Origin of the sequence: Streptomyces sp. NPDC001351 (assembly GCF_042896045.1) — a bacterium.
Lineage (GTDB): Bacteria > Actinomycetota > Actinomycetes > Streptomycetales > Streptomycetaceae > Streptomyces.
Genome location: NZ_JBIAWS010000003.1, coordinates 678172 through 698632 on the forward strand (window position 1 = coordinate 678172; position 20461 = coordinate 698632).

Here is a 20461-nt window from a genome sequence, read left to right on the forward strand (position 1 = left end):
CGGGGCGTGCTACCGGTTGGCGACCGCCTGCTTCACCAGCGTCTTGCTGAAGTCCCACATCAGGCCGCCGCCGCTGTGCGCGTCGTCCATCACGGCGGTGAAGGCGTCGACGAACCGGTCCACGTCCTGCTCGCCGATGATCAGCGGCGGGATCAGCTTGATCACCTCCAGGTGGTCGCCGGAGACCTGGGTGAGGATCCGGTGCCGCTGCAGCAGCGGTACCACGACCATCTGCGCGAACAGTCCCTTCCGCGCGGCCTGCAGCATGGTCCAGCGGCTGCGCAGCTTCAGCGACTTGGGCCTGCCGAACTCGATGCCGATCATCAGGCCGCGGCCGCGGACGTCCGCGAGCAGCTCGTACTTGTCGATCAGTGCCGCGAGCCGGGATTTCAGCTGCTCGCCGGTCACGCGCGCATGGGCGACGATCTGCTCGTTCTCCATGACGGACAGCACCGCGAGACCGGCCGCCATGGCCTGGGCGTTGGATCCGAAGCTCGCCGAGTGGACCAGCACCCGGTCCATCGAGGAGTAGACCTTCTTGAAGATCCAGTCCTTGCCGAGGGTGGCGCCGACGGGCACATAGCCGCCGGAGAGCGCCTTGGCCACACAGACCAGGTCCGGCTCGACGCCCTCCTCGTGCTGGTAGGCGTAGAAGTCCCCGGTCCTGCCCAGGCCCGTCTGCACCTCGTCGGCGATGAGCAGCGCCTTGTGCTTGTGCAGCAGCTCCTGCGCGGCCAGCAGATAGCCGGGCGGGGCCTCGTGCACGCCCTTGCCCTGGATCGGCTCGACGATCAGGGCGGCGACGTCGCCCTTCTTCAGCTCCCGTGCCAGGGCGTCGAGATCGCCGAGCGGTACGGCCGTGTCGGGCAGCAGCGGGGCGAAGCCCTCGCGGAAGCCGTCCTCGCCGTTGACCGACAGCGATCCGGTGGTCAGGCCGTGGAAGGCGTGGTCGCAGTACAGGATCCGCGGCCTCCCGGTGGCGTACCGGGCGAACTTCAGCGCGGTCTCCACCGCCTCCGTGCCGCTGTTGCCGAAGAACACCCGGTCCAGGTGCGGGCTGTACGTGAGCAGCTTCTCCGCCAGCAGTCCGGGCAGCGGCTGGCAGTCGAAGCGGGTGAGGTCAGCGAGAGAGGCGTCGAGGACGTCGTGCAGCGCCTTGCGGACGACGGGGTGGTGGCGGCCCAGGCCCATCACCCCGAACCCGGCGAGCATGTCCAGGTAGTCGTTGCCGTCCGCGTCCCAGAAGTGGGCGCCCTCGGCGCGCTCGTAGACCTTGTCGAAGCCGATGGTGTGCAGCATGCGCGGGAGCTGGTGGTTCAGGTACTTCCCGTGCAGCTCGTAGCGCTCGGCTCCGCGCTCGGCCAGGAGTGCGCCGAGGTCGAACTCCTTGGTCATTCAGCCCTCTCCTTGACTGTGCCGTCCAGCTGTTCCTTGACGGCCAGGGTGTCCTCGGCCTCCTTGACGGCGAGGCTCGCGCTGATCCGCCCGGCCACCTCGACCGGCGTGAGGCCGATGTCGGCCAGCACCTCCCCGCGCTTGGCATGTGCGAGGAACTGCTCCGGGATGCCGAACCGCCGTACGGGGACGTCGACTTCGGCGTCCCCGAGTGCCAGCGCGACCGCCGCGCCGACGCCGGCCGCACGGCTGTTGTCCTCGACCACGGCCACCAGCCGGTGCTCGGCGGCGAGGCCCGGGAGCGACGGGTCGACGGGCTTGACCCAGCGCGGGTCGACTACGGTGCACGAGATACCGCGCGCCTCCAGCAGCTCGGCCGCCTGCAGGCAGACGGGTGCCATCACGCCGACGGCGACCAGCAGCACATCGGGGGTGTCCGGGGCGCGATGCAGGACGTCGAGGCCGCCCACCCTGTCGATCGCCGGGATCTGGGGCCCCACCGACTCCTTCGGGAAGCGGACCAGCGTCGGCGCGTCGTCCACGGCGACGGCCTCGCGCAGCTGCGCCCGCAGCTGGTCGGCGTCGCGCGGGGCGGCGATCCTGAGCCCCGGGACGACCTGGAGGATCGACATGTCCCACATGCCGTTGTGGGAGGGCCCGTCGACACCGGTGACGCCGGCCCGGTCCAGCACGAACGTCACCCCGCAGCGGTGCAGCGCCACGTCCATCAGCAGCTGGTCGAAGGCACGGTTGAGGAAGGTGGCGTACACGGCGACGACCGGGTGCAGCCCACCGGTCGCCAGGCCGGCCGCGGACACGGCCGCATGCTGCTCGGCGATGCCGACGTCCCACACCCGGTCCGGGAAGCGTGCGGCGAACTTGCCGAGCCCCACCGGGTGCAGCATGGCCGCCGTGATCGCGACGACGTCCTCCCGCTCCTCCCCGATCGCGACGATCTCGTCCCCGAACACCGAGGTCCAGGAAGGCCCGTTGGAGGGGGCGAGGGGCTCGCAGGTGAGCGGGTCCATCACACCGACGGTGTGGAAGTGGTCCTCCTCGTGGGCGATGGCCGGCTCGTAGCCGCGGCCCTTCTCCGTCAGGCAGTGGACGAGGACCGGTCCGTGGAAGCGCTTGGCGCGCCGCAGCGCGGACTCGACGGCCCCGATGTCGTGCCCGTCGATCGGGCCGACGTACTTCAGTCCCAGGTCCTCGAACATGCCCTGCGGGGCGAACGCGTCCTTGAAGCCCTTCTTGGCGCCGTGCAGCGATTCGTAGATGGTGTTGCCGACGATGGGTGTGCGCAGCAGGACGTCCTTGCCCCAGGCGAGCACCTTCTCGTAGCCGTCGGTGGTGCGCAGGGTGGCCAGGTGGTTGGCGAGGCCGCCGATGGTCGGCGCGTACGAGCGCTCGTTGTCGTTGACGACGATGATCAGCGGGCGGTCCTTGGCGGCCGCGATGTTGTTCAGCGCCTCCCAGGCCATGCCACCGGTGAGGGCTCCGTCGCCGATGACCGCGACGACGTGTCCCCTCTCGCCCTGCACCTGGCGGGCCTTGGCGAGGCCGTCGGCCCAGCCGAGCGCCGTGGAGGCGTGGCTGTTCTCCACGATGTCGTGCTCGGACTCCTCACGCGAGGGATAGCCTGACAGGCCGCCCTTTCCGCGCAGCTTGGAGAAGTCCTTACGGCCCGTCAGGATCTTGTGTACGTAGCTCTGATGGCCGGTGTCCCAGACGATGCGGTCGACGGGCGACTCGAAGACCCGGTGCAGCGCGATGGAGAGTTCCACCACCCCCAGGTTGGGCCCGAGGTGCCCGCCGGTCCTGGCCACCGCGTGCACCAGGAACTCTCTGATTTCTTCGGACAGTTCGCGAAGCTCCGTCTCGGACAGCGCCTTCAGGTCGCGTGGTCCCCGGATGTTCTCCAGAATGGTCACGCTCGGGCCCCCTTCGGTCCGTGCTGTTCAACTCACGGTGACGGCCGGCTCCCCCGACGCGGTACCGTCCTGTTCCATCTGTTCGGCGATCTTCATCGCCTCCTCGATGAGGGTCTCCACGATCTTCGACTCGGGTACGGTCTTGATGACCTCGCCCTTGACGAAGATCTGGCCCTTGCCGTTGCCGGAGGCGACACCCAGGTCCGCCTCCCGCGCCTCACCCGGGCCGTTGACCACACAACCCATCACGGCTACCCGCAACGGGACTTCCATGCCCGTCAGGCCGGCCGTGACCTCGTCGGCCAGTTTGTAGACGTCGACCTGGGCGCGGCCGCAGGACGGACAGGAGACGATCTCCAGGCGCCGCTGCTTGAGGTTCAGCGCCTCCAGGATCTGCAGGCCGACCTTGACCTCCTCGGCGGGCGGGGCGCTGAGCGAGACCCTGATGGTGTCGCCGATGCCCTGCGAGAGCAGCGCTCCGAAGGCGACCGCCGACTTGATCGTGCCCTGGAAGGCGGGGCCGGCCTCGGTCACGCCGAGGTGCAGAGGGTAGTCGCACTGGGCGGCGAGCTGCTTGTACGCCTCGATCATCACGACCGGGTCGTTGTGCTTGACCGAGATCTTGATGTCCCGGAAACCGTGCTCCTCGAAGAGGGACGCCTCCCAGAGGGCCGATTCGACCAGGGCCTCGGGGGTCGCCTTGCCGTACTTCTGGAGCAGGCGCCGGTCGAGGGAGCCGGCGTTGACGCCGATGCGGATCGGGGTGCCGTGGTCCTTCGCGGCCCGGGCGATCTCCTTGACCTTGTCGTCGAACTGCTTGATGTTGCCGGGGTTGACCCGCACCGCGGCACACCCGGCCTCAATCGCCGCGAACACGTACTTCGGCTGGAAGTGGATGTCCGCGATCACCGGGATCTGCGACTTGCGGGCGATGGTCGCGAGGGCGTCCGCGTCGTCCTGCGTGGGGCAGGCGACGCGGACGATCTGGCAGCCGGACGCGGTGAGTTCGGCGATCTGCTGCAGGGTGGCGCCGATGTCCGAGGTACGGGTCGTCGTCATCGACTGCACCGACACCGGGGCCCCGCCCCCGACCGCCACCGGCCCGACATGGATCTGCCGCGACACACGCCGCTCGGCGATCGGCCGGGCCGGTACCTCGGGGACGCCCAAGGAGATGGCGGTCATCGTGTCACTCCCGGTTTCCGGAGACCGTCTCGCGCATCGCGCGCAGGGACTCCTTCAGGGAGCCCATGGTGGCGAGGACGGCGGTGGGCTCGTAGCCGCAGTGCGCCATGCAGTTGGCGCAGCGCGGGTCCTTGCCGCGGCCGTACTTGTCCCAGTCGGTCTCCTCGATGAGTTCGCGGTACGTCGGCACGTATCCGTCGCTCATCAGATAGCAGGGGCGCTGCCAGCCGAAGAGCGAGTAGTTCGGGATCGCCCAGGCGGTGCACGGGAAGTCGACCTTGCCCTCGAGGAAGTCGAGGAACAGCGGCGAGTGGTTGAGCCGCCACTTCCTGCGGTTGCCGCCCGCGAAGGCCTTCTTGAACAGTTCGCGGGTCTGCTCCACGCCCAGGAAGTGTTCCTGGTCGGGCGCCTTCTCGTAGGCGTAGGCGGGCGAGATCATCATCTCGTCGACCTTGAGGTCGTCGTTGAGGAAGTTGAGCACCTCGATGATGGTCTGCGGGGTGTCCGTGTTGAAGAAGGTCGAGTTGGTGGTGACCCTGAAGCCGCGCCGCTTGGCCTCCTTGATCGCCGCCACGGCCTCGTCGAACACGCCCTCCTTCGCCACCGACTCGTCGTGCCGCTCACGCAGCCCGTCGATGTGCACGGCGAAGGCGAAATAGGGAGAGGGCTTGAACTTGTCCATCTTCTTGCGCAGCAGCATCGCGTTGGTGCAGAGGAAGACGTACTTCTTCCTCGCCACCAGCTGCCGCACGATCTCATCGATCTGAGGGTGCATCAGGGGCTCGCCGCCCGCGATGGACACCATGGGGGCACCGGATTCGAGCACCGCCCCGACGGCCTGCGCGACCGGCATGCGCTGCTTGAGCACACCCGCCGGATGCTGGATCTTGCCGCAGCCCTCGCACTTCAGATTGCATGCGAAGAGCGGTTCCAGCTCCACGATCAGCGGAAACTTGTCCCGCTTGCGGAGCTTCTGTTCAGCCAAGTATGTAGCGACCTTGATGGACTGACGCAGCGGCATGGCCATCTGGCTCACCTCCTGGGGAGCAGCAAAGAACGGTGCCATTCGAAGAAAGCGGGAAGTACGGCACGAAGGACGCGGAAAGCCGATATTCCACCGCGGACCGTGCCGATTCGAACTAGTTCATGTTCAGGAGCGTCCACGACCACCCGCACGGCCGCAACCGGGCGCACGCCGGTGCGCACGGCGCTCAGAAGCGTCGCCGCGGACTCCATGTCGACCGCGATCGCGCCGGTCGCGAGCAGATCCGCCCGTTCGTGACCGCGTACGACATGATCGGAGCCGGTGACGGGGCCGGTGTGGACGGTACGCCCGGGCACCGCGCGCCCGAGCTCCTTGACGAGCAGGTCGGTCCCCACGCACGGAACGGTTCCGTCCGGGTCCCGGGTCTCCTCGGCCACGACCAGGTCGCCGGGGTGCATGCCGGGGGCGAGCCCCGCGCAGAAGCCGGTGGCCAGCACGGCCGCCCCGCTCCAGGCCGGGTCCGCGAGCATCCGGGTGATGGAGCGCTCGGCCGCCTTGGGCCCCATGCCCGTACGGAGCAGGGAGACGGGCCCGCCGGCCCCGCCGCGGTCGCCCGCGCGCAGGGCGAGGTGCTCGATGCCGAGCGCGCAGGCGATCAGCAGCGGGGCCGGGGCGGGCTGGGTGCTCATCAGCCCCCCTCGGCCTCGGCGAGAGGCTTCTTGGAGAAGGGCTCGCCGTTGACGTACCGGCCGAGTGCGGTCAGCGGGAAGACCTGCCGGTAGAGGTGGTAGTTGATGGAGAAGTCCCAGGGGAAGCCGGTCCCGGTGAAGTACGGCTCGTCCCAGGAACCGTCCTCCCGCTGGGTGGCCGCGAGCCACTCCACCCCGCGCTCGACGGCCTTGGAGTCCTTCTCCCCTGCCGCCAGCAGCGCCATCAGTGCCCACGCGGTCTGCGAGGCGGTCGAGGCGCCCTTGCCACTCCACTCCTCGGCGTACTTGTAGGAGCGCAGGTCCTCGCCCCAGCCGCCGTCCTCGTTCTGGACCTTCTCCAGCCAGGACACGGCCCGCCGGATCGCCGGGTGCGAGCCGGGGAATCCGGCCGCGACGAGGGCGGGTACGACGGACCCGGTGCCGTAGACGTAGTTGACGCCCCAGCGCCCGAACCAGGAGCCGTCCGGTTCCTGCTCGGCGAGCAGCCACTCGATGCCGCGCCGGGTGCGCGGGTCGTGCGAGAGGCCCTCGACGGCCAGCATCTCCACCACGTGCGCGGTCACGTCCGCGGACGGCGGGTCGATGACCTCGCCGAAGTCGCAGAACGGCAGCCGGTTGGGGAAGGGGCTGGTGTTGTCGACGTCGAAGGCCCCCCACGCGCCGTTCTTCGACTGCATCCCGAGGTTCCAGCGCACCCCGCGCCCGATCGCCTTCTCCACCCGTTCCGGGTCGTGGTGCTTGACGCGGCGCAGCGCGAGGACTACCTCGGCGGTGTCGTCGATGTCGGGATAGTTGTCGTTGTGGAACTCGAACGCCCAGCCGCCGGGCGGAAGTTGGGGCCTGCGCACGGCCCAGTCGCCGGGCCGGACGATCTCCTCGCCGAGCATCCAGTCCGCCGCCTTGACCAGCTGCGGATGGTCGGCGGGCACGCCCGCGTCGACGAGCGCGATGGTGGCGAGGCAGGTGTCCCACACCGGCGACTGACAGGCCTCGATCATCCGGGCCCCGTCCTCGCGCCACACGGCGAAACGGTCCAGCGACGCCAGCCCCTCGCGCAGCACGGGATGTTCGAGGTCGTAGCCCAGCAGATACAGGGCGATCACCGAGTACACGGCCGGCGGCTGGATGCCGCCCCAGCAGCCGTCGTTCTCCTGCCGCTCGATGATCCAGCGGGCGGCGGAGTTCATGGCCGCCTTGCGCAGTCCGCGCGGGATGACCTTGCGCGCCCGGTGCAGCACCTTGTCCAGGCGCTGGAAGGCACCGTCCCAACTCGCCACTGGAGCAAGGGGCCCCGGCGGGTTCGGGCGGTTCGGGTCGGTGTGCAGCTCGTCGAGCGGGAAGGGCGCGGGCCGCACCGGCCGCTTCGCGGACACGACCGTCAGTGGCACGATGGTCTGCCGGGCCCAGCACCCGAAGTCGTAGATGTTGAGCGGTACCCACTTGGGGAAGTAGATGAGCTCCGGCGGGAGTTCGGGCAGGTCCTCCCACTTCCACCAGCCGAACAGGGCGAGCCAGATCCGGGTGAAGACCCGGGACGCGGCGATCCCGCCCTGCTCGCGGATCCAGGCCGAGGCCTTGGCCATGTGCGGGGCGTCCGGCGTGTCGCCCGCCAGGCGCAGGGCGACGTATGCCTCGATGGTGGTGGACAGTTCGCCCGGTCCGCCGTAGAAGGTGGCCCAGGTGCCGTCCTCGCGCTGCTCGCCCCGGATGAACAGGGCGGCGGCGTGTGCGGTCTTCTCGTCCAGGATGCCCAGGAACTGCCGCAGGAGCAGGTCCTCGGCGTCCATGGTCACGTTGGTCTCGAGGTCGCCCTTCCACCAGCCCTGGGCGTCCTGCCGCGACAGCAGGAAGTCGGTGGAGCGCTGGACGGCGCGTACGGCGGCATCGCGCACCCCCGCCGCCACGGGGCTCGTGCTGTCGGTTTCGCTGGCCGAGGCTGCCCGGGGCGGCAGGGCCCCGGTGCTTCCGTCGGTCGTCGCTGTCATGGCTTCCCCTTCGTGCAGTCGTACACGTCGTGCTGCTGTGGGTCCGCCGTCGGCCGGTGCTCGTGTTCCCGCGACACCGGCCGGCGACTACGCGAGGGCTGTTCGACCGATAGTGATCATCTCTTTCGTACGACGACGAAGTCGGCGAGCGCCGTGAACCGGTCCCGCACCGGGTCGGGCATGTCGATGGCGTGCAGGGCCTGGATGGCGGTGTTGTGCTGACGACGCGCCTCTTCGGCGGTCCACTCGCGGCCGCCCGCCTCCTCGATGAGGGCGGCGCGGGAGGCGAACTCCTCCTCGGAGAAGTTCTCGAAGTCGCTGCTCTTGGCGTCGGCGGCAAGGATCTCGCCGAGCCGCTCGGAGGCGGATCCGCCCGCCGCGAGCGCGGCCACGACCGGCAGGGACTTCTTGCGCTGGCGCAGGTCGCTCCAGGTCTGCTTGCCGGTGGAGACCGGGTCGCCCCAGATGCCGAGCAGGTCGTCGACGGCCTGGAAGGCGAGGCCCAGGTGGTAGCCGTACTTCTCCAGGGTGTCGGCGGTGCGGTCGTCAGCGCCGCCGAGCACCGCGCCGATGGAGGAGGCGCAGGCGAGCAGGGCGCCGGTCTTGTTGCCCTCCATCTCCAGGCACTCCTCGACGCTGACACGGTCGCGGTGCTCGTAGGAGATGTCCTGTGCCTGACCGTCGATCAGGGCGCGGGTGGCGGTGGTCAGACGGCGGGTGGCGCGACCCGCCTCGACGGTGCCGAGTTCGAGGAGGATCTCGTTGGCGAGGGCGAACAGCGCGTCGCCGACGAGGATCGCCTGGGCGGGGCCGTGCACCTTCCAGACGGTGTCGCGGTGGCGGCGCTGCTCGTCGCCGTCCATCAGGTCGTCGTGCAGCAGGGAGAAGTTGTGGACGAGCTCGACGGCCACGGCGCCGGGGATGCCGACCTCGGGTGCGGCGCCGGTGACCTCGGCGGACAGGACCGCGAGGGCGGGGCGCACGGCCTTGCCGCCGTCACCCTCGGCGGGGTTGCCCTCGGCGTCGATCCAGCCGAAGTGGTAGGCGGAAACGGTGTCCATGGGAGGGGCCAGGCGGTCGACGGCCGCCCGCAGTACCGGTGTGGCAAGGGTCCGGCCGCGCTCCAGGAGCGCGGTCACGTCCACTGCGGTCGCTCGATCGGCCGTCTCGGCCGGGGGCACAGTGGGCACAGTCTCTCCTCTTGTTGCGGTACCGGGGGTGCGGGGGCCTGCCGCATGCTGATCGAGCATCAGGCCGCCTCCTCTACTTCGAAGAGGTGACTCGGGCGGGGCCGGCCCAGGGCGGCGAGCGCGGCGTCCGCCGCACTCACTCCACTGCGGACCGCACTCTCCATGGTCGCGGGCCACCCTGTGGCGGTCCACGCTCCGGCCAGGTAGAGGCCGGGGGCTTTGGTACGGGCGCCGGGCCGCAGCCGCCCGACGCCGGGGGCGGGGGCGAACGTCGCCGTGCGCTCCCTGGTGACGAAGAAGTCCTTCACTTGCGCACCGCGCGTACCCGGAAGCAGCCGTTCCAACTCCGGCAGATAGCGCTCGCGCAGCACGGCGACCGGCTCGTCGATCTCGTCCTGCGCGGCCGACTGGGACAGGGCCAGGTACTGGCCCTCGCGCAGACCCGAGGCCGCGGTGCGGTCGAAGACCCACTGCACGGGGGTGCCGAGCGCCGCGAAGAACGGCCTCTGCAGCACCCTGCGGTCGTAGACGACATGGATGTTGAGGATCGGCGCGGTGCCGATCTGAAGAAGATTTTCGGGGGCGTCCAGCGCCCCCTGAGGCAGCAGGTCGTGGGCCTCGCGCTGGGGTACGGCGAGCACGACGGCGTCCGCGGTGAGCGTCTCGCCGGGAACCTGAACGCTCCAACGCCCGTTTTCGTCAATGGAGATGGAGGTGACGCGTGTACGGACCTCGGTACGCACGCCCGCGGAGTCGAGCGCCTTGCGGGTGAGCCGGTCATGCAGTTCACCGAGCGGGACGTGTGCCCATCCGATGTCGGCCGCGCCCGGGTCGGACAGCAGACCGGTCTTGAACACCATCGCGGCGAGCCCCAGCGAGGCGTCGCCCGCGACCGCGTTGAGGGTGGCGACCCCGACCAGGTCCCACAGGGCCTCGACGGCACGCGCCGACTGACCGTGCGCGGTCAGCCAGCTGCCGAAGTCCTGCGTGTCCAGGTCCGGATCGGCGAGGTCGAGCCCCTTGAGCGCGAGCGCGGCCCGGCCCACCCTGGCCCGCTCGGCGAGCGAGAGATGCGGATACGTGGCGAGGCTGCGCCCCAGGTGCAGGGGCACCGGCAGGGCGTCGCGCCGCAGTCTGCCGAGCCGCTGTCCCTCGGGCTTGTCGACGTCGAGTACGGGCACGTCGAGACGATCCTGCAGCGGCGCCAGCGCCGTCCCCTCGATGCGGTCGAGGAACCAGCGGTAGGCGGTGCAGCAGCGCAGGTAGACATGCTGTCCGTTGTCGACGGTCAGTTCGCCGCGCTGGAAGGAGAAGGCCAGGCCACCCAGTCTCGGCCTGCCCTCGACCAGGGTGACGCGGACTCCCGCGTCGGCGAGCGCGAGTGCGGCGGTGATGCCGGCCAGCCCGCCGCCGACCACGACGGCGTCCCTCGCGGAACGCCCCGCCGGATCCGCGAGCGGCTCGTCGGCCTGTGTGCCGTCGTCGCTCATCGTGCACCCTCCCCTGCGTGACCGCCGTGGTTGAACGGTGCACGGCCGACCGCTGAAGTCAGGGACGCCGTCCCCGCCCGGAGGGTTGCGTGCCGCTTTTCGCCGGTGGCATCACCTTGGCCCTGTTTGTCCATCAGGCGCGCCTCCTGACGGTCCTCCGCGTCACATGCCGGGCATCCAGCCCGGACAGTCCGCGTACGGCGACGTAGGCCTTCTCCCTGCCGGGCAGCGAGACCCGGCCGCGCAGCACGGCCTCGGGGTCGCGCTCGATACGGTCCAGCAGCCGGCGGTAGATGCCGGCCATCGCGGCGACGCAGGCGCCACTGCGCCGGTCCAGCATGGGCAGCAGCCGGTAGCCCTCGGCGAAAAGGGCGCGGGCCCGTCGCACTTCGAAGTGCACGAGGCCCGCGAAGTCGGAGCCCTCCGGTGGTGTCGGCCCGTTGAACCCGGCCGAGCACCCGAATTTCGCGAGGTCGTCGGAGGGCAGATAGGTGCGGCCGCCCTCGGCGTCCTCGCGGACGTCTCTGAGGATGTTGGTGAGCTGCAGCGCCAGGCCCAGGGTGTCGGCGTACTCCGGCGCACGGTCGGCGCCGCGCGCTCCGGGTTCGGTGCCGAACACGCCGAGCGAGAGCCGTCCGATGGCGCCCGCGACGCAGCGGCAGTAGACCTTCAGGTCGTCCCAGGTCTCGTAGGTCTCGCCGCGCACGTCCATCAGCACGCCGTCGATCAGCTCGTCCAGGCCGTCGAGCGGGATCGGGAAGGTCTCGGCGGCATGAGCGAGGGCGACGGCGACCGGGTCGGTGTCGTCCTCGGCGACCGACCCCTCACGCACCCGGGTCAGCAGCGCCCGGGTGCCCTCGAGTCTTGCCGCCTTGACCTCGCCGGCCAGTGCGCCGTCGCCGATGTCGTCGACGCGCCGGGAAAACGCGTAGAGCGCCGACATCGCGCGGCGCTTGGGCGTCGGCAGCAGCCTGATGCCGTAGGCGAAGTTACGGGCCTGCTGTCCGGTGACGGCCTCGCAGTAGCTGTAGGCGGCGAGTACCGGTGCGGACACGTGTTGTTCCGACTCCACGGTCCGGATCACCCCTCTCCTCGCAGAGTCACGCCCACCTCGCGCAGCAGCTGGACCTTGCCGGGCTTGGGCGGGCCGGGAAGTACGTCGTATTCCGCGGCGGCGATCGCCTTGATCGCCGCCCTTCCCCCCGCCACGAACCCCGCAAGAAGCAGCTTCAACCTGCCGTGGACGCTACCCACGAGGGGGGCGCCTTCATTCAGGAGATCGCGGGCGCGTTCTGCTTCGTACGCAACCAGTGCGCGCAACGATGCGCCCGCGGTGGATGTGGCGAGATCCGCCTCTTGGACATGGAAGTGCTTCATGTCCTCGGCGGGCAGATAGATGCGGTCGCGGCCGAGGTCCTCGGCGACGTCCTGCAGGTGTTCGACGATCTGGAGGGCGGTGCAGATCGCGTCGGAGAGGCGGATGCGTTCGGGCGTCGAGGTGCCGGTGACGGACAGCACCAGGCGGCCGACGGGATTGGCCGACAGTTCGCAGTACACGAGCAGGTCGTCGTAGGTCTCGTAGCGGCTGACGAGCTGGTCCTGGCGGTTGGCGGCGATCAGGCCGAGGAAGGGCTCGGGGGTGAGCGAGCAGCGGCGGACCGTGCGCTGGAGGCGGCGCAGCAGGGGGTGGCGCGGGGTCGAGTCGAAGACCCGGTTCAGATCGGTCTCGAAGGCATCGAGGAGCAGTAGCCGGTCCTCGGCCTCCTCGGGCGACACGCCGAGCAGACGGGCGTCGGCGCCACCGGGGGCCAGGTCGCCGTCGCCGATGTCGTCGACGAGACGGGCGAAGCCGTACACGGCCATGAGGTCGGCGCGCCAGGCCCTGGGCAGGAAGAAAGGTGCCACGGGGAAGTTCTCACCCGCGGCCTTGTCGAGCGTGTCGCGCTCCGGATCGACGGCGTGCGACATGCCGGTACCCGTCACCGGTGACTGCCCGGGGCGGGGACGGCACATGCTGCGTTCAGCTGGGGAGTTTCCGTAGCCATTGCCGTCACATCTCCCGTTCTACACTGCCGACCCAATGCATACTATTTCGGACACGCCGCCCGGCCGTCCGCGCGGCTGTCCCGGCCGAGGGTGTCGTGCGTTATCGCCCCACTTGCCGCGTTTCGGGACCGGTACAGCTTACGTTGTACAACGCGGCGAGGTTCCCTGGGGTGTCCTGCACATCACAACAACACACCGATTGGCGTCAAGATTCCTAAGGCGAGACCGAGTTGACGTTTCCTTTGCAGACGCGGGGCCCCGCCGCAGAGGTTGCGGTGGGGCCCCGCCATCCGTCCTGGCCGGTGCGTCCAGGCCGGCCTGCACTACTTGCCGGTGAACTTCTCGTACTCCTTGATGACCTCTTCGGTCGGTCCGTCCATGCGCAGCTCGCCGCGTTCCAGCCACAGGACGCGGTCGCAGGTGTCGCGGATGGACTTGTTGTTGTGACTGACGAGAAACACCGTGCCGGCGGACTTGCGCAGCTCACGGATGCGCTCCTCGGAGCGGACCTGGAACTTGCGGTCACCGGTGGCCAGCGCCTCGTCGATCATCAGGACGTCGTGGTCCTTGGCGGCGGCGATGGAGAAGCGCAGTCGGGCCGCCATGCCGGAGGAGTAGGTGCGCATCGGCAGGGTGATGAAGTCGCCCTTCTCGTTGATGCCCGAGAAGTCGACGATCCCCTGGTAGCGCTCCCTGATCTGCTCGCGGGACATCCCCATGGCGAGCCCGCCCAGGATGACGTTGCGCTCGCCGGTCAGGTCGTTCATCAGGGCCGCGTTCACGCCCAGCAGCGAGGGCTGGCCGTTGGTGTAGACGCGGCCCTTCTCCGCCGGGAGCAGGCCGGCGATGGCGCGCAGCAGGGTGGACTTGCCGGAGCCGTTGGAGCCGATGAGGCCGATGGCCTCGCCGCGGTAGGCGACGAAGGAGACACCCTTGACGGCGTGCACCTTGCGCACCCCGCGCTCCTCGCCGCGCTTGATGATGCGGCTGAGGGCGGCGGTGGCGCTGCCCTTGCCGGTCTTGGCGCCGTGCACGCGGTAGACGATGTGGAGCCCGTCGGCGATGACGGTGGGGATCCGCTCGCCGGTCTGCTGGTCGGTCTGCTCAGCCACGGCCGTACCTCTCTTCCGCCTTCCAGAAGTAAAGGAACCCACCGAGGGCGATCAGGGCGGCCCAGCCGCTCGCGACCACCCAGACGTGGTCGGGCAGGTTCTCGGAGCCGTAGCCGTCGATGAGGGCGAAGCGCATCAGGTCCATGTAGAGGGCGGCCGGGTTCCACTGCAGGACGTTCGCCAGCCACTGCGGCTTGTCCGCCAGCATGATCGGGATGGAGAACATCACGCCGGACGCGTACATCCACGTCCGCATCACGAAGGGCATGAGCTGCGCGAGGTCGGGGGTCTTGGCGCCCGCCCGGGCCATGATCAGCGCGAGACCGGTGTTGAACAGGAACTGCAGGGCCAGCACCACGGGGATCAGCAGCCAGGACATGTCCGGGATGCTGCCGAAGCCGATCGCCACGGCGAACAGCACGATCATCGAGAACAGCAGCTGCTGGAGCTGCTGCAGCGCGAAGGAGATCGGCAGCGAGGCGCGCGGGAAGTGCAGGGCGCGGACCAGGCCGAGGTTGCCGGAGATCGCGCGTACGCCCGCCATCACCGAGCTCTGCGTGAAGGTGAACACGAACACGCCGGTGACCAGGAACGGGATGTAGATGTCGCGGGGCAGGCCGCGGTTGGCCTTGAGGAGCATGCCGAAGATGAAGAAGTACACCGCCGCGTTCAGCAGCGGGGTCGCCACCTGCCACAGCTGGCCCAGTTTGGCCTGGCTGTACTGGGCGGTCAGCTTCGCCCGGGAGAAGGCGAGGATGAAGTGACGCCGGTCCCAGAGCTGGCGGACGTACTCGACAAGGGAGGGCCGGGCGCCGCTCACGGTCAGCCCGTACTTGGCGGCCAGCCGGCTCGCCGTTAGGCCCTCGTCGGGCGACACGGCCGCGCCCAGGGCGACCGTGCCGTCGTGCGTTGTCTCACTCACTGGTGGAAACTTTCGTCTTCGGGATGCGCAGCCTGTGCGGGCCTGCGCAAGAGCCTGGGCCCGGGTGGGGCCGATGGCTCACGGTTACGAGCCTGTCAGATCACCGGAGGTCGGCCCAGCCGGGTCAGCCGCCACACCGTACGCCACTTCATCGGGCGGCGTGGCCCGCACGGAGTCGTCCAGCCTTCCCTGAACCCGCCGAACCATGCCTTCAGGGCGGGCCGCGAGGGGCGGCGGACGAGGGTGAGCAGCAGCCAGACCCCGAGGTAGACCGGGACCAGCGGGGCCGGAAGGTTTCGGCGGGCCAGCCAGACCCGGTTGCGGGCGACCATGCGGTGGTAGACCGCGTGCCGCGAGGGCGCGGTGGTCGGGTGGTACAGCACCATGTCGGACCGGTAGTCGATCATCCAGCCCGCGTCGAGGGCCCGCCATGCCAGGTCGGTTTCCTCATGGGCGTAGAAGAATTCGTCCGGGAGTCCGCCGACTTCGGCGAAGACCTTGGTGCGGACGGCGTTGGCGCCGCCGAGGAAGGTGGTGACCCGGGAGGAGCGCATCGGGTCGGCGGCGCGCAGGCGCGGCACGTGGCGGCGCTGGGTGACCCCGGTGTCGGGGTCGGCGATGCGGAAGCTGATGATGCCGAGCTTCGGGTCGGCCTCGAAGGCCTGGCGGCACAGCTCGGCGGTGTCGTGCTGGGCGAGCAGGCCGTCGTCGTCGAGGAACATCAATATGTCGACGTCGCGGCCGCTGGGGCCGAAGGCCTCGATGCCGACGTTGCGGCCGCCGGGGATGCCGAGGTTCTCGGGCAGCTCGATCGTACGGACGCCCTCGGGGACGTCGGGGACGGGCGAGCCGTTGCCCACCACGACCACCTCGACACGGTCGCCGTCCTGCTTGGCGACCGAGTCGAGGAGGGCGCGGAGTTCGTCGGGGCGGTTGCCCATGGTGATGATCACCGCGCCGACCTTCATGCCGCTCACTTCAGCCTGCTGGAGGCGAGGATGGACACGAGGTGCAGGAGGGTCTGCAGCAGGGCGATGCCGGCGAGTACGGCGACGCCGAGCCGGGAGAAGAACAGGTCGCCGCGCACCTGGTCGACGATCGCCAGGACCAGGATCAGCAGGGACGCCTCGATGCCGAGGACGAGGCGGTGGAACTTGAACGCGGCGGCGGCCCGGCGGGCCAGCGCCATGCCGGAGGAGCGCATCTCCGCGGCGGCCTCCTGGACCGGCGGCTTGCCCGCCTGGTGACGGGCGACGCCGACCAGGTCGGTCTCGGCCTTGATCAGGATGGCGCCGAGGGCGGCCAGCGTGCCGAGGAAGGCCCACAGCCAGTCGATACGGCCGCTGCCCCACAGGTCGGCGGCGCGCAGCCCGAAGCCCACGAGGACGGCGGCGTCGGTGAGGTAGGCGCCGACCCGGTCCAGGTAGACGCCGTTGAGCGAGTACTGCTTCTTCCAGCGGGCGATCTCACCGTCGACGCAGTCGAGGAGCAGGTACATCTGCACGCAGACCACGCCGAGCACCGCGCCCGTGATCCCCGGCACCAGCAGCGCCGGGGCGGCGAGCACGCCGAAGACGGTCATCAGATACGTGAGCTGGTTGGGCGTGACCCTGGTGTTCACCAGGTAGCGGTCGACCCGCAGGGACACCTCACGCATGTAGAGGCGTCCCATCCAGTGCTCACCGCTGCGCCGGTCCTTGACCCCCGCGGGGTGGACGACCGGACGGAGTTCAGCTACCGATGGCCTTGACATAGTCGGCGTAGATGTCCTTGATCTGGTCGGTTTTCAGGTCGAGGTGTTCGAGGATGGTGTAGCGGCCGGGCCGGGTCTCCGGGGCGTACTCCACGGCGCGGACGAACTCGTCCACCGTGAAGCCGATCTCCTCCGGGAGCACCGGAAGCCCGTGCCGGCGCAGCACCTCGGCCGTGTACGCCGACTCCTCGTGCGCGCCGCGCAGATACATCGCGAAGGCGGCGCCGAGGCCGCACTGCTCGCCGTGGCTGGCGGCCCGCTTGGGGTAGAGCAGGTCGAAGGCGTGGTTGATCTCGTGGCAGGAGCCCGAGGCGGGGCGCGAGTCGCCGGAGATCGACATCGCGATGCCGGTGAGGACCAGCGCCTCGGCGAGCACCTGGAGGAAGTCGTTGTCGCCGATGCCGCCGGGGTGGCGGAGCACCGCCTCGCCCGCCTGACGGGCCATGGCGGCGGCGAGGCCGTCGATCTTCTCGCCGTTGACGCGGTGGGACAGCTCCCAGTCCGCGATCGAGTTGATGTTGGAGATCGCGTCGCCGATGCCCGCGCGCACGAAGCGCGCCGGGGCCTGGCGGATGACGTCGAGGTCGACGACGGCCGCGATCGGGTTCGGCACGCCGTACGAGCCGCGGCCGGCGTCGTTGTCGAGGGTGGCGACCGGCGAGCACAGGCCGTCGTGCGCGAGGTTCGTCGGCACGGCGACCAGGGGCAGGCCAACCCGTGCCGCGGCGAACTTGGCGCAGTCGATGATCTTGCCGCCGCCGAGGCCCACGACCGCGTCGTAGTGGCCGGCCTTTATGTCTCCGGCCAGCCGCACCGCGTCGTCGAGGGTGCCGCCGCCGACCTCGTACCAGGTGGCACCAGGCAGGGTCGGGGCGATGCGCTCGCGCAGCCGGGCGCCGGAGCCGCCGCTGACGGCGACGGCGAGCCGACCCGAGGTCGAGATGCGTTCGTCGGCGAGCACGCAGGCCAGATCGTCGAGGGCACCCGGGCGGATGTCCACGACGAGCGGCGAGGGGATGAGCCGGGTCAGTACTGGCACGCGATCTCCCGTCCGCGGGCGAGATCGTCGTGGTTGTCGATCTCGACCCACTTGACGTCGCCGATCGGCGCCACGTCGATCCGGAAGCCGCGGTTCACCAGTTCCTGGTACCCGTGCTCGTAGAACTGCTGCGGGTCGGTCTCCCAGACCGCCTTCAGGGCGTCGGCCAGCTCGGGGGCGGCGTCGCCCTCGATGAGGGTCACACCGATGTACTCGCCGGTCGCCTCGGCCGGGTCCATCAGCTTGGTGATCTTCGTCATGCCCCGATCGGGGTCGACGACGACCTTCATCTCCTCGTCGGCGAGGTTCTTCACCGTGTCCAGGGCGAGGATGATCTTCTTGCCCTCGCCGCGCGCGGCGAGCAGCGTCCGCTCGACGGAGACCGGGTGGACGGTGTCGCCGTTGGCGAGGATCACGCCGTCCTTGAGGGCGTCACGGCCGCACCACAGGGAGTAGGCGTTGTTCCACTCCTCCGCCTTGTCGTTGTCGATGAGGGTGAGCTTGAGGCCGTACTTCGCCTCCAGGGCGGCCTTGCGCTCGTACACGGCCTCCTTGCGGTAGCCGACGATGACCGCGACCTCGGTCAGACCGATCTCGGCGAAGTTGCCGAGGGTCAGGTCCAGGACCGTCGGTTCGCCCTCTATGCCCGCGGGCCCCACCGGCACCAGCGCCTTGGGAAGGCTGTCGGTGTAGGGGCGCAGACGGCGTCCGGCGCCGGCCGCCAGCACGAGGCCGATCATGCGGGTTCTCCTTCATCGTGTACGGCGGGCGCCCCAGCGGACACCCAGAAGCGGATGCTCTCGACGAGCACCACCAGGGCGACGGCCACGGCGAGCACCGCGAGCGCGACCTTGAACTGCGAGGCGGTGAGCCCGGCGGCCAGGACGGTGACGAGCAGCGTCCGCCCTTCGTGCCCCCCGATGGCGCGCACCAGCCAGGCCGGGGGCGCTCCGGCGTTGCCGCGGATGCGGTACACCGTGTCGTAGTGATGGTAGGCGACGGCCGCCACCAGCCCGAAAGCCGCAGGAAGCGCCCCGTTCACGTCCGCTTTGGCCGCGAGGATCAGTACGGTGCCGTATTCGGCGGCGCGGAAGATCGGGGGGACGAGCCATTCGAGGGCGCCCCTGAGGGGGCGGCACAGGGCCTGACCGGCGGTGTTCGCGTACACGAGGGCGCCGACGACGGGGGCCCAGGTCACACCGGAGAACAGGGACACGGCGAGAACGGCCGTGCCCGCGAGGGCGATCAGGAAGGGAGCCCCGAGCCGGCGGGGGGTCACCCGGCCCAGGAAGGAGGCCAGCGGCCCGCTGTCCGCGAGGTCCGCCAGCGCCGTGGCCGCACGGTCGGTGCGCCGGGCCTTGCGGGTCAGCGAGCGCAGCACCCGGCCCGCCGTGGTGTACGTCGCCGCGAAGGCGCAGCCGATGAGCAGGACGTAGAAGGTGATGCGGGGTGTCGTGAGCGCCGTGAGGACCGCGATCATCGCCCAGCGCTCGCCGATCGGCAGCACGATCATGCGGCGCACCCACACCGTCCAGCCGACGCTGTCCAGCCTGCCGGAAAGGGCCGCCGTGGGGCTGGTGTTGGCGGTCGCGTCGTGGTTGGCCTCGTTGAAGGAGAAGTCGACGACGTGCCGGCAGGTCTGCAGGATCATCGCGCCGAGCGCGAGCGCCCATACGTCGTCGCCGCCTCGGGCAGCTCCCAGCGCCAGCCCCGCGTAGTAGGCGTACTCCTTGGCCCGGTCGAAGGTGGCGTCGAGCCAGGCGCCGAGCGTGGAGTACTGCAGGGAGTAGCGGGCCAACTGGCCGTCGGTGCAGTCCAGTACGAACGACGCGATCAGCAGGACGCCCGCCGCGACGAAGCCGATCCGGGTACCGGTGGCCGCGCAGCCGGCCGCGATCAGCGCGGTGAGCAGGGAGGCGGTGGTGACCTGATTGGGGGTCAGGCCGCGGCGGGCGCACCAGCGGGCGATGTAGCGGGAGTACGGGCTGATGAAGAACGTGGTGAAGAAGCCGTCGCGGGACTTCACGGCCGACTTCAGACGTACGGCCTCGTCGTCGACGCTCGCGACGGCCTGCCGTGCCTCGTTGCGGGACTGCGGGTCGGCGGGGACGGCCGCGACCAGGCTGCCGAGTTCCGGGCGGTGCACGTCGGCGCCGTCGCTGTCGAGGGCGGTGACGATGTGGTCGGCGAGGCCGACGAGGCTGTCGACGTCCTCCCTCACACTCAACTGCGTTCCCCCGGGGGCACCAACATGGGCCGTGACGCCGCCGGCCGAGTTCTCGCGCGCCATCGCGCGGGTCAGGGCCTGGCGGCCGGCCGGCTGGGCCGTGACGGCGCCCGGGATCGCGGCGAGCGGGAAGCGGGGGTCGGTGAGGCCGAGGCGCAGGGCGTGCAGGTGGCCCACGAAGCGGGCGTCGACCACGGCGACCCGCTGGTCACCGGGGGCCTGGGCCAGCAGCGTCTCGGCGTCGGCGGTGTCGGCGGCGATCCGCACGTCGAAGCCGAGGGACCGCAGATCGCCCTCGATCGACGATCCGGGGACCGGCTGACCGGTGAGGATGGCGGTCGACAACCGAACTCACTCCCTGGGTGCCGACGCGCCGGCGCCGGTCATGTGCATGGTGGGCGCCCCTTGGCTGCACCAGGCGGGCGGCATGTCGGCAGAGGCTATCGGATGTCCGGAGCGCGGAGTTCACCGCCCGTTCACGAGTCGATCAA

The 20461-nt window shown here is 70.1% G+C and carries 18 protein-coding genes; all 18 read right to left on the reverse strand.

The annotated features are described in order from the left end of the window. Positions 1–9 precede the first annotated feature (9 nt). The 18 genes from ACFY1U_RS13340 to ACFY1U_RS13425 all read right to left on the reverse strand — a co-directional run bounded on the left by ACFY1U_RS13340 (position 10) and on the right by ACFY1U_RS13425 (position 20315). Positions 10–1395 carry an aspartate aminotransferase family protein gene (locus tag ACFY1U_RS13340; protein ID WP_390694241.1) on the reverse strand — a complete coding sequence of 462 codons (1386 nt, stop codon included), beginning with the start codon at positions 1393–1395 and terminating at the stop codon, positions 10–12. After that, positions 1392–3326, reverse strand: a complete 1935-nt coding sequence (gene dxs / locus ACFY1U_RS13345; RefSeq protein WP_390694242.1) for a 1-deoxy-D-xylulose-5-phosphate synthase — start codon at positions 3324–3326, stop codon at positions 1392–1394. The genes ACFY1U_RS13340 and dxs overlap by 4 nt, the downstream gene beginning before the upstream one ends. 27 nt (positions 3327–3353) lie before the next feature. Continuing rightward, entirely contained in the window at positions 3354–4511 is a 1158-nt protein-coding gene (ispG, locus tag ACFY1U_RS13350) for a flavodoxin-dependent (E)-4-hydroxy-3-methylbut-2-enyl-diphosphate synthase (RefSeq protein WP_099932728.1), read from the reverse strand. Positions 4512–4515: 4 nt separating this feature from the next. Then, entirely contained in the window at positions 4516–5538 is a 1023-nt protein-coding gene (gene hpnH, locus ACFY1U_RS13355) for an adenosyl-hopene transferase HpnH (protein ID WP_390694243.1), read from the reverse strand. A 5-nt stretch (positions 5539–5543) separates the two neighbouring features. After that, positions 5544–6185: a 1-hydroxy-2-methyl-2-butenyl 4-diphosphate reductase gene (locus ACFY1U_RS13360; RefSeq protein ID WP_390694244.1), complete on the reverse strand. Its 642-nt coding sequence runs from the start codon at positions 6183–6185 to the stop codon at positions 5544–5546. Next, positions 6185–8191: a squalene--hopene cyclase gene (gene shc, locus ACFY1U_RS13365; RefSeq protein ID WP_390694245.1), complete on the reverse strand. Its 2007-nt coding sequence runs from the start codon at positions 8189–8191 to the stop codon at positions 6185–6187. Before shc ends, ACFY1U_RS13360 begins: the two co-directional genes overlap by 1 nt. A gap of 116 nt (positions 8192–8307) precedes the next feature. Beyond that, the gene (locus ACFY1U_RS13370) at positions 8308–9372 is read right to left on the reverse strand and encodes a polyprenyl synthetase family protein (protein WP_351469142.1); all 1065 of its coding nucleotides are present in this window, start codon (positions 9370–9372) and stop codon (positions 8308–8310) included. Between the two features lie 68 nt (positions 9373–9440). After that, positions 9441–10871 (reverse strand): hydroxysqualene dehydroxylase HpnE, encoded by a 1431-nt coding sequence (hpnE, locus tag ACFY1U_RS13375; RefSeq protein ID WP_390694246.1) that lies wholly within the window; start codon positions 10869–10871, stop codon positions 9441–9443. Beyond that, positions 10868–11005, reverse strand: coding sequence for a DUF6380 family protein (locus ACFY1U_RS13380; RefSeq protein WP_390694247.1), 138 nt, complete (start codon positions 11003–11005; stop codon positions 10868–10870). The genes hpnE and ACFY1U_RS13380 overlap by 4 nt, the downstream gene beginning before the upstream one ends. Then, on the reverse strand, positions 11005–11955 hold the full coding sequence (gene hpnD / locus ACFY1U_RS13385) for a presqualene diphosphate synthase HpnD (RefSeq protein WP_390694248.1): 951 nt from the start codon (positions 11953–11955) through the stop codon (positions 11005–11007). The genes ACFY1U_RS13380 and hpnD overlap by 1 nt, the downstream gene beginning before the upstream one ends. Beyond that, positions 11952–12839, reverse strand: a complete 888-nt coding sequence (gene hpnC, locus ACFY1U_RS13390; protein WP_390694249.1) for a squalene synthase HpnC — start codon at positions 12837–12839, stop codon at positions 11952–11954. The genes hpnD and hpnC overlap by 4 nt, the downstream gene beginning before the upstream one ends. A gap of 401 nt (positions 12840–13240) precedes the next feature. Further along, on the reverse strand, positions 13241–14029 hold the full coding sequence (locus ACFY1U_RS13395; protein ID WP_390694250.1) for an ABC transporter ATP-binding protein: 789 nt from the start codon (positions 14027–14029) through the stop codon (positions 13241–13243). Continuing rightward, the gene (locus ACFY1U_RS13400) at positions 14022–14951 is read right to left on the reverse strand and encodes an ABC transporter permease (RefSeq protein WP_390694251.1); all 930 of its coding nucleotides are present in this window, start codon (positions 14949–14951) and stop codon (positions 14022–14024) included. Before ACFY1U_RS13400 ends, ACFY1U_RS13395 begins: the two co-directional genes overlap by 8 nt. A 95-nt stretch (positions 14952–15046) precedes the next feature. Beyond that, the gene (locus ACFY1U_RS13405; protein ID WP_390694521.1) at positions 15047–15919 is read right to left on the reverse strand and encodes a glycosyltransferase family 2 protein; all 873 of its coding nucleotides are present in this window, start codon (positions 15917–15919) and stop codon (positions 15047–15049) included. 5 nt (positions 15920–15924) lie between these two features. Next, a complete protein-coding gene (locus ACFY1U_RS13410) occupies positions 15925–16704 on the reverse strand; it encodes a CDP-alcohol phosphatidyltransferase family protein (protein WP_390694252.1) in 780 nt (259 codons plus the stop codon). After that, positions 16682–17743, reverse strand: coding sequence for an iron-containing alcohol dehydrogenase family protein (locus tag ACFY1U_RS13415; RefSeq protein WP_115910429.1), 1062 nt, complete (start codon positions 17741–17743; stop codon positions 16682–16684). The genes ACFY1U_RS13410 and ACFY1U_RS13415 overlap by 23 nt, the downstream gene beginning before the upstream one ends. After that, entirely contained in the window at positions 17731–18483 is a 753-nt protein-coding gene (locus ACFY1U_RS13420; protein ID WP_390694253.1) for a sugar phosphate nucleotidyltransferase, read from the reverse strand. Before ACFY1U_RS13420 ends, ACFY1U_RS13415 begins: the two co-directional genes overlap by 13 nt. Then, positions 18480–20315: a DUF5941 domain-containing protein gene (locus ACFY1U_RS13425; RefSeq protein WP_390694254.1), complete on the reverse strand. Its 1836-nt coding sequence runs from the start codon at positions 20313–20315 to the stop codon at positions 18480–18482. Before ACFY1U_RS13425 ends, ACFY1U_RS13420 begins: the two co-directional genes overlap by 4 nt. Between the last annotated feature and the right edge of the window lie 146 nt (positions 20316–20461).

Coding starts and splice junctions, on each gene's coding strand:
- ACFY1U_RS13340 (WP_390694241.1), bottom strand. CDS start 1,395: ATGACCAAGGAGTTCGACCTCGGCGCACTCCTGGCCGAGCGCGGAGCC.
- ispG (WP_099932728.1), bottom strand. CDS start 4,511: ATGACCGCCATCTCCTTGGGCGTCCCCGAGGTACCGGCCCGGCCGATC.
- hpnH (WP_390694243.1), bottom strand. CDS start 5,538: ATGGCCATGCCGCTGCGTCAGTCCATCAAGGTCGCTACATACTTGGCT.
- ACFY1U_RS13360 (WP_390694244.1), bottom strand. CDS start 6,185: ATGAGCACCCAGCCCGCCCCGGCCCCGCTGCTGATCGCCTGCGCGCTC.
- shc (WP_390694245.1), bottom strand. CDS start 8,191: ATGACAGCGACGACCGACGGAAGCACCGGGGCCCTGCCGCCCCGGGCA.
- hpnE (WP_390694246.1), bottom strand. CDS start 10,871: ATGAGCGACGACGGCACACAGGCCGACGAGCCGCTCGCGGATCCGGCG.
- ACFY1U_RS13380 (WP_390694247.1), bottom strand. CDS start 11,005: ATGGACAAACAGGGCCAAGGTGATGCCACCGGCGAAAAGCGGCACGCA.
- hpnC (WP_390694249.1), bottom strand. CDS start 12,839: ATGTCGCACGCCGTCGATCCGGAGCGCGACACGCTCGACAAGGCCGCG.
- ACFY1U_RS13405 (WP_390694521.1), bottom strand. CDS start 15,919: ATGAAGGTCGGCGCGGTGATCATCACCATGGGCAACCGCCCCGACGAA.
- ACFY1U_RS13410 (WP_390694252.1), bottom strand. CDS start 16,704: ATGTCAAGGCCATCGGTAGCTGAACTCCGTCCGGTCGTCCACCCCGCG.
- ACFY1U_RS13420 (WP_390694253.1), bottom strand. CDS start 18,483: ATGATCGGCCTCGTGCTGGCGGCCGGCGCCGGACGCCGTCTGCGCCCC.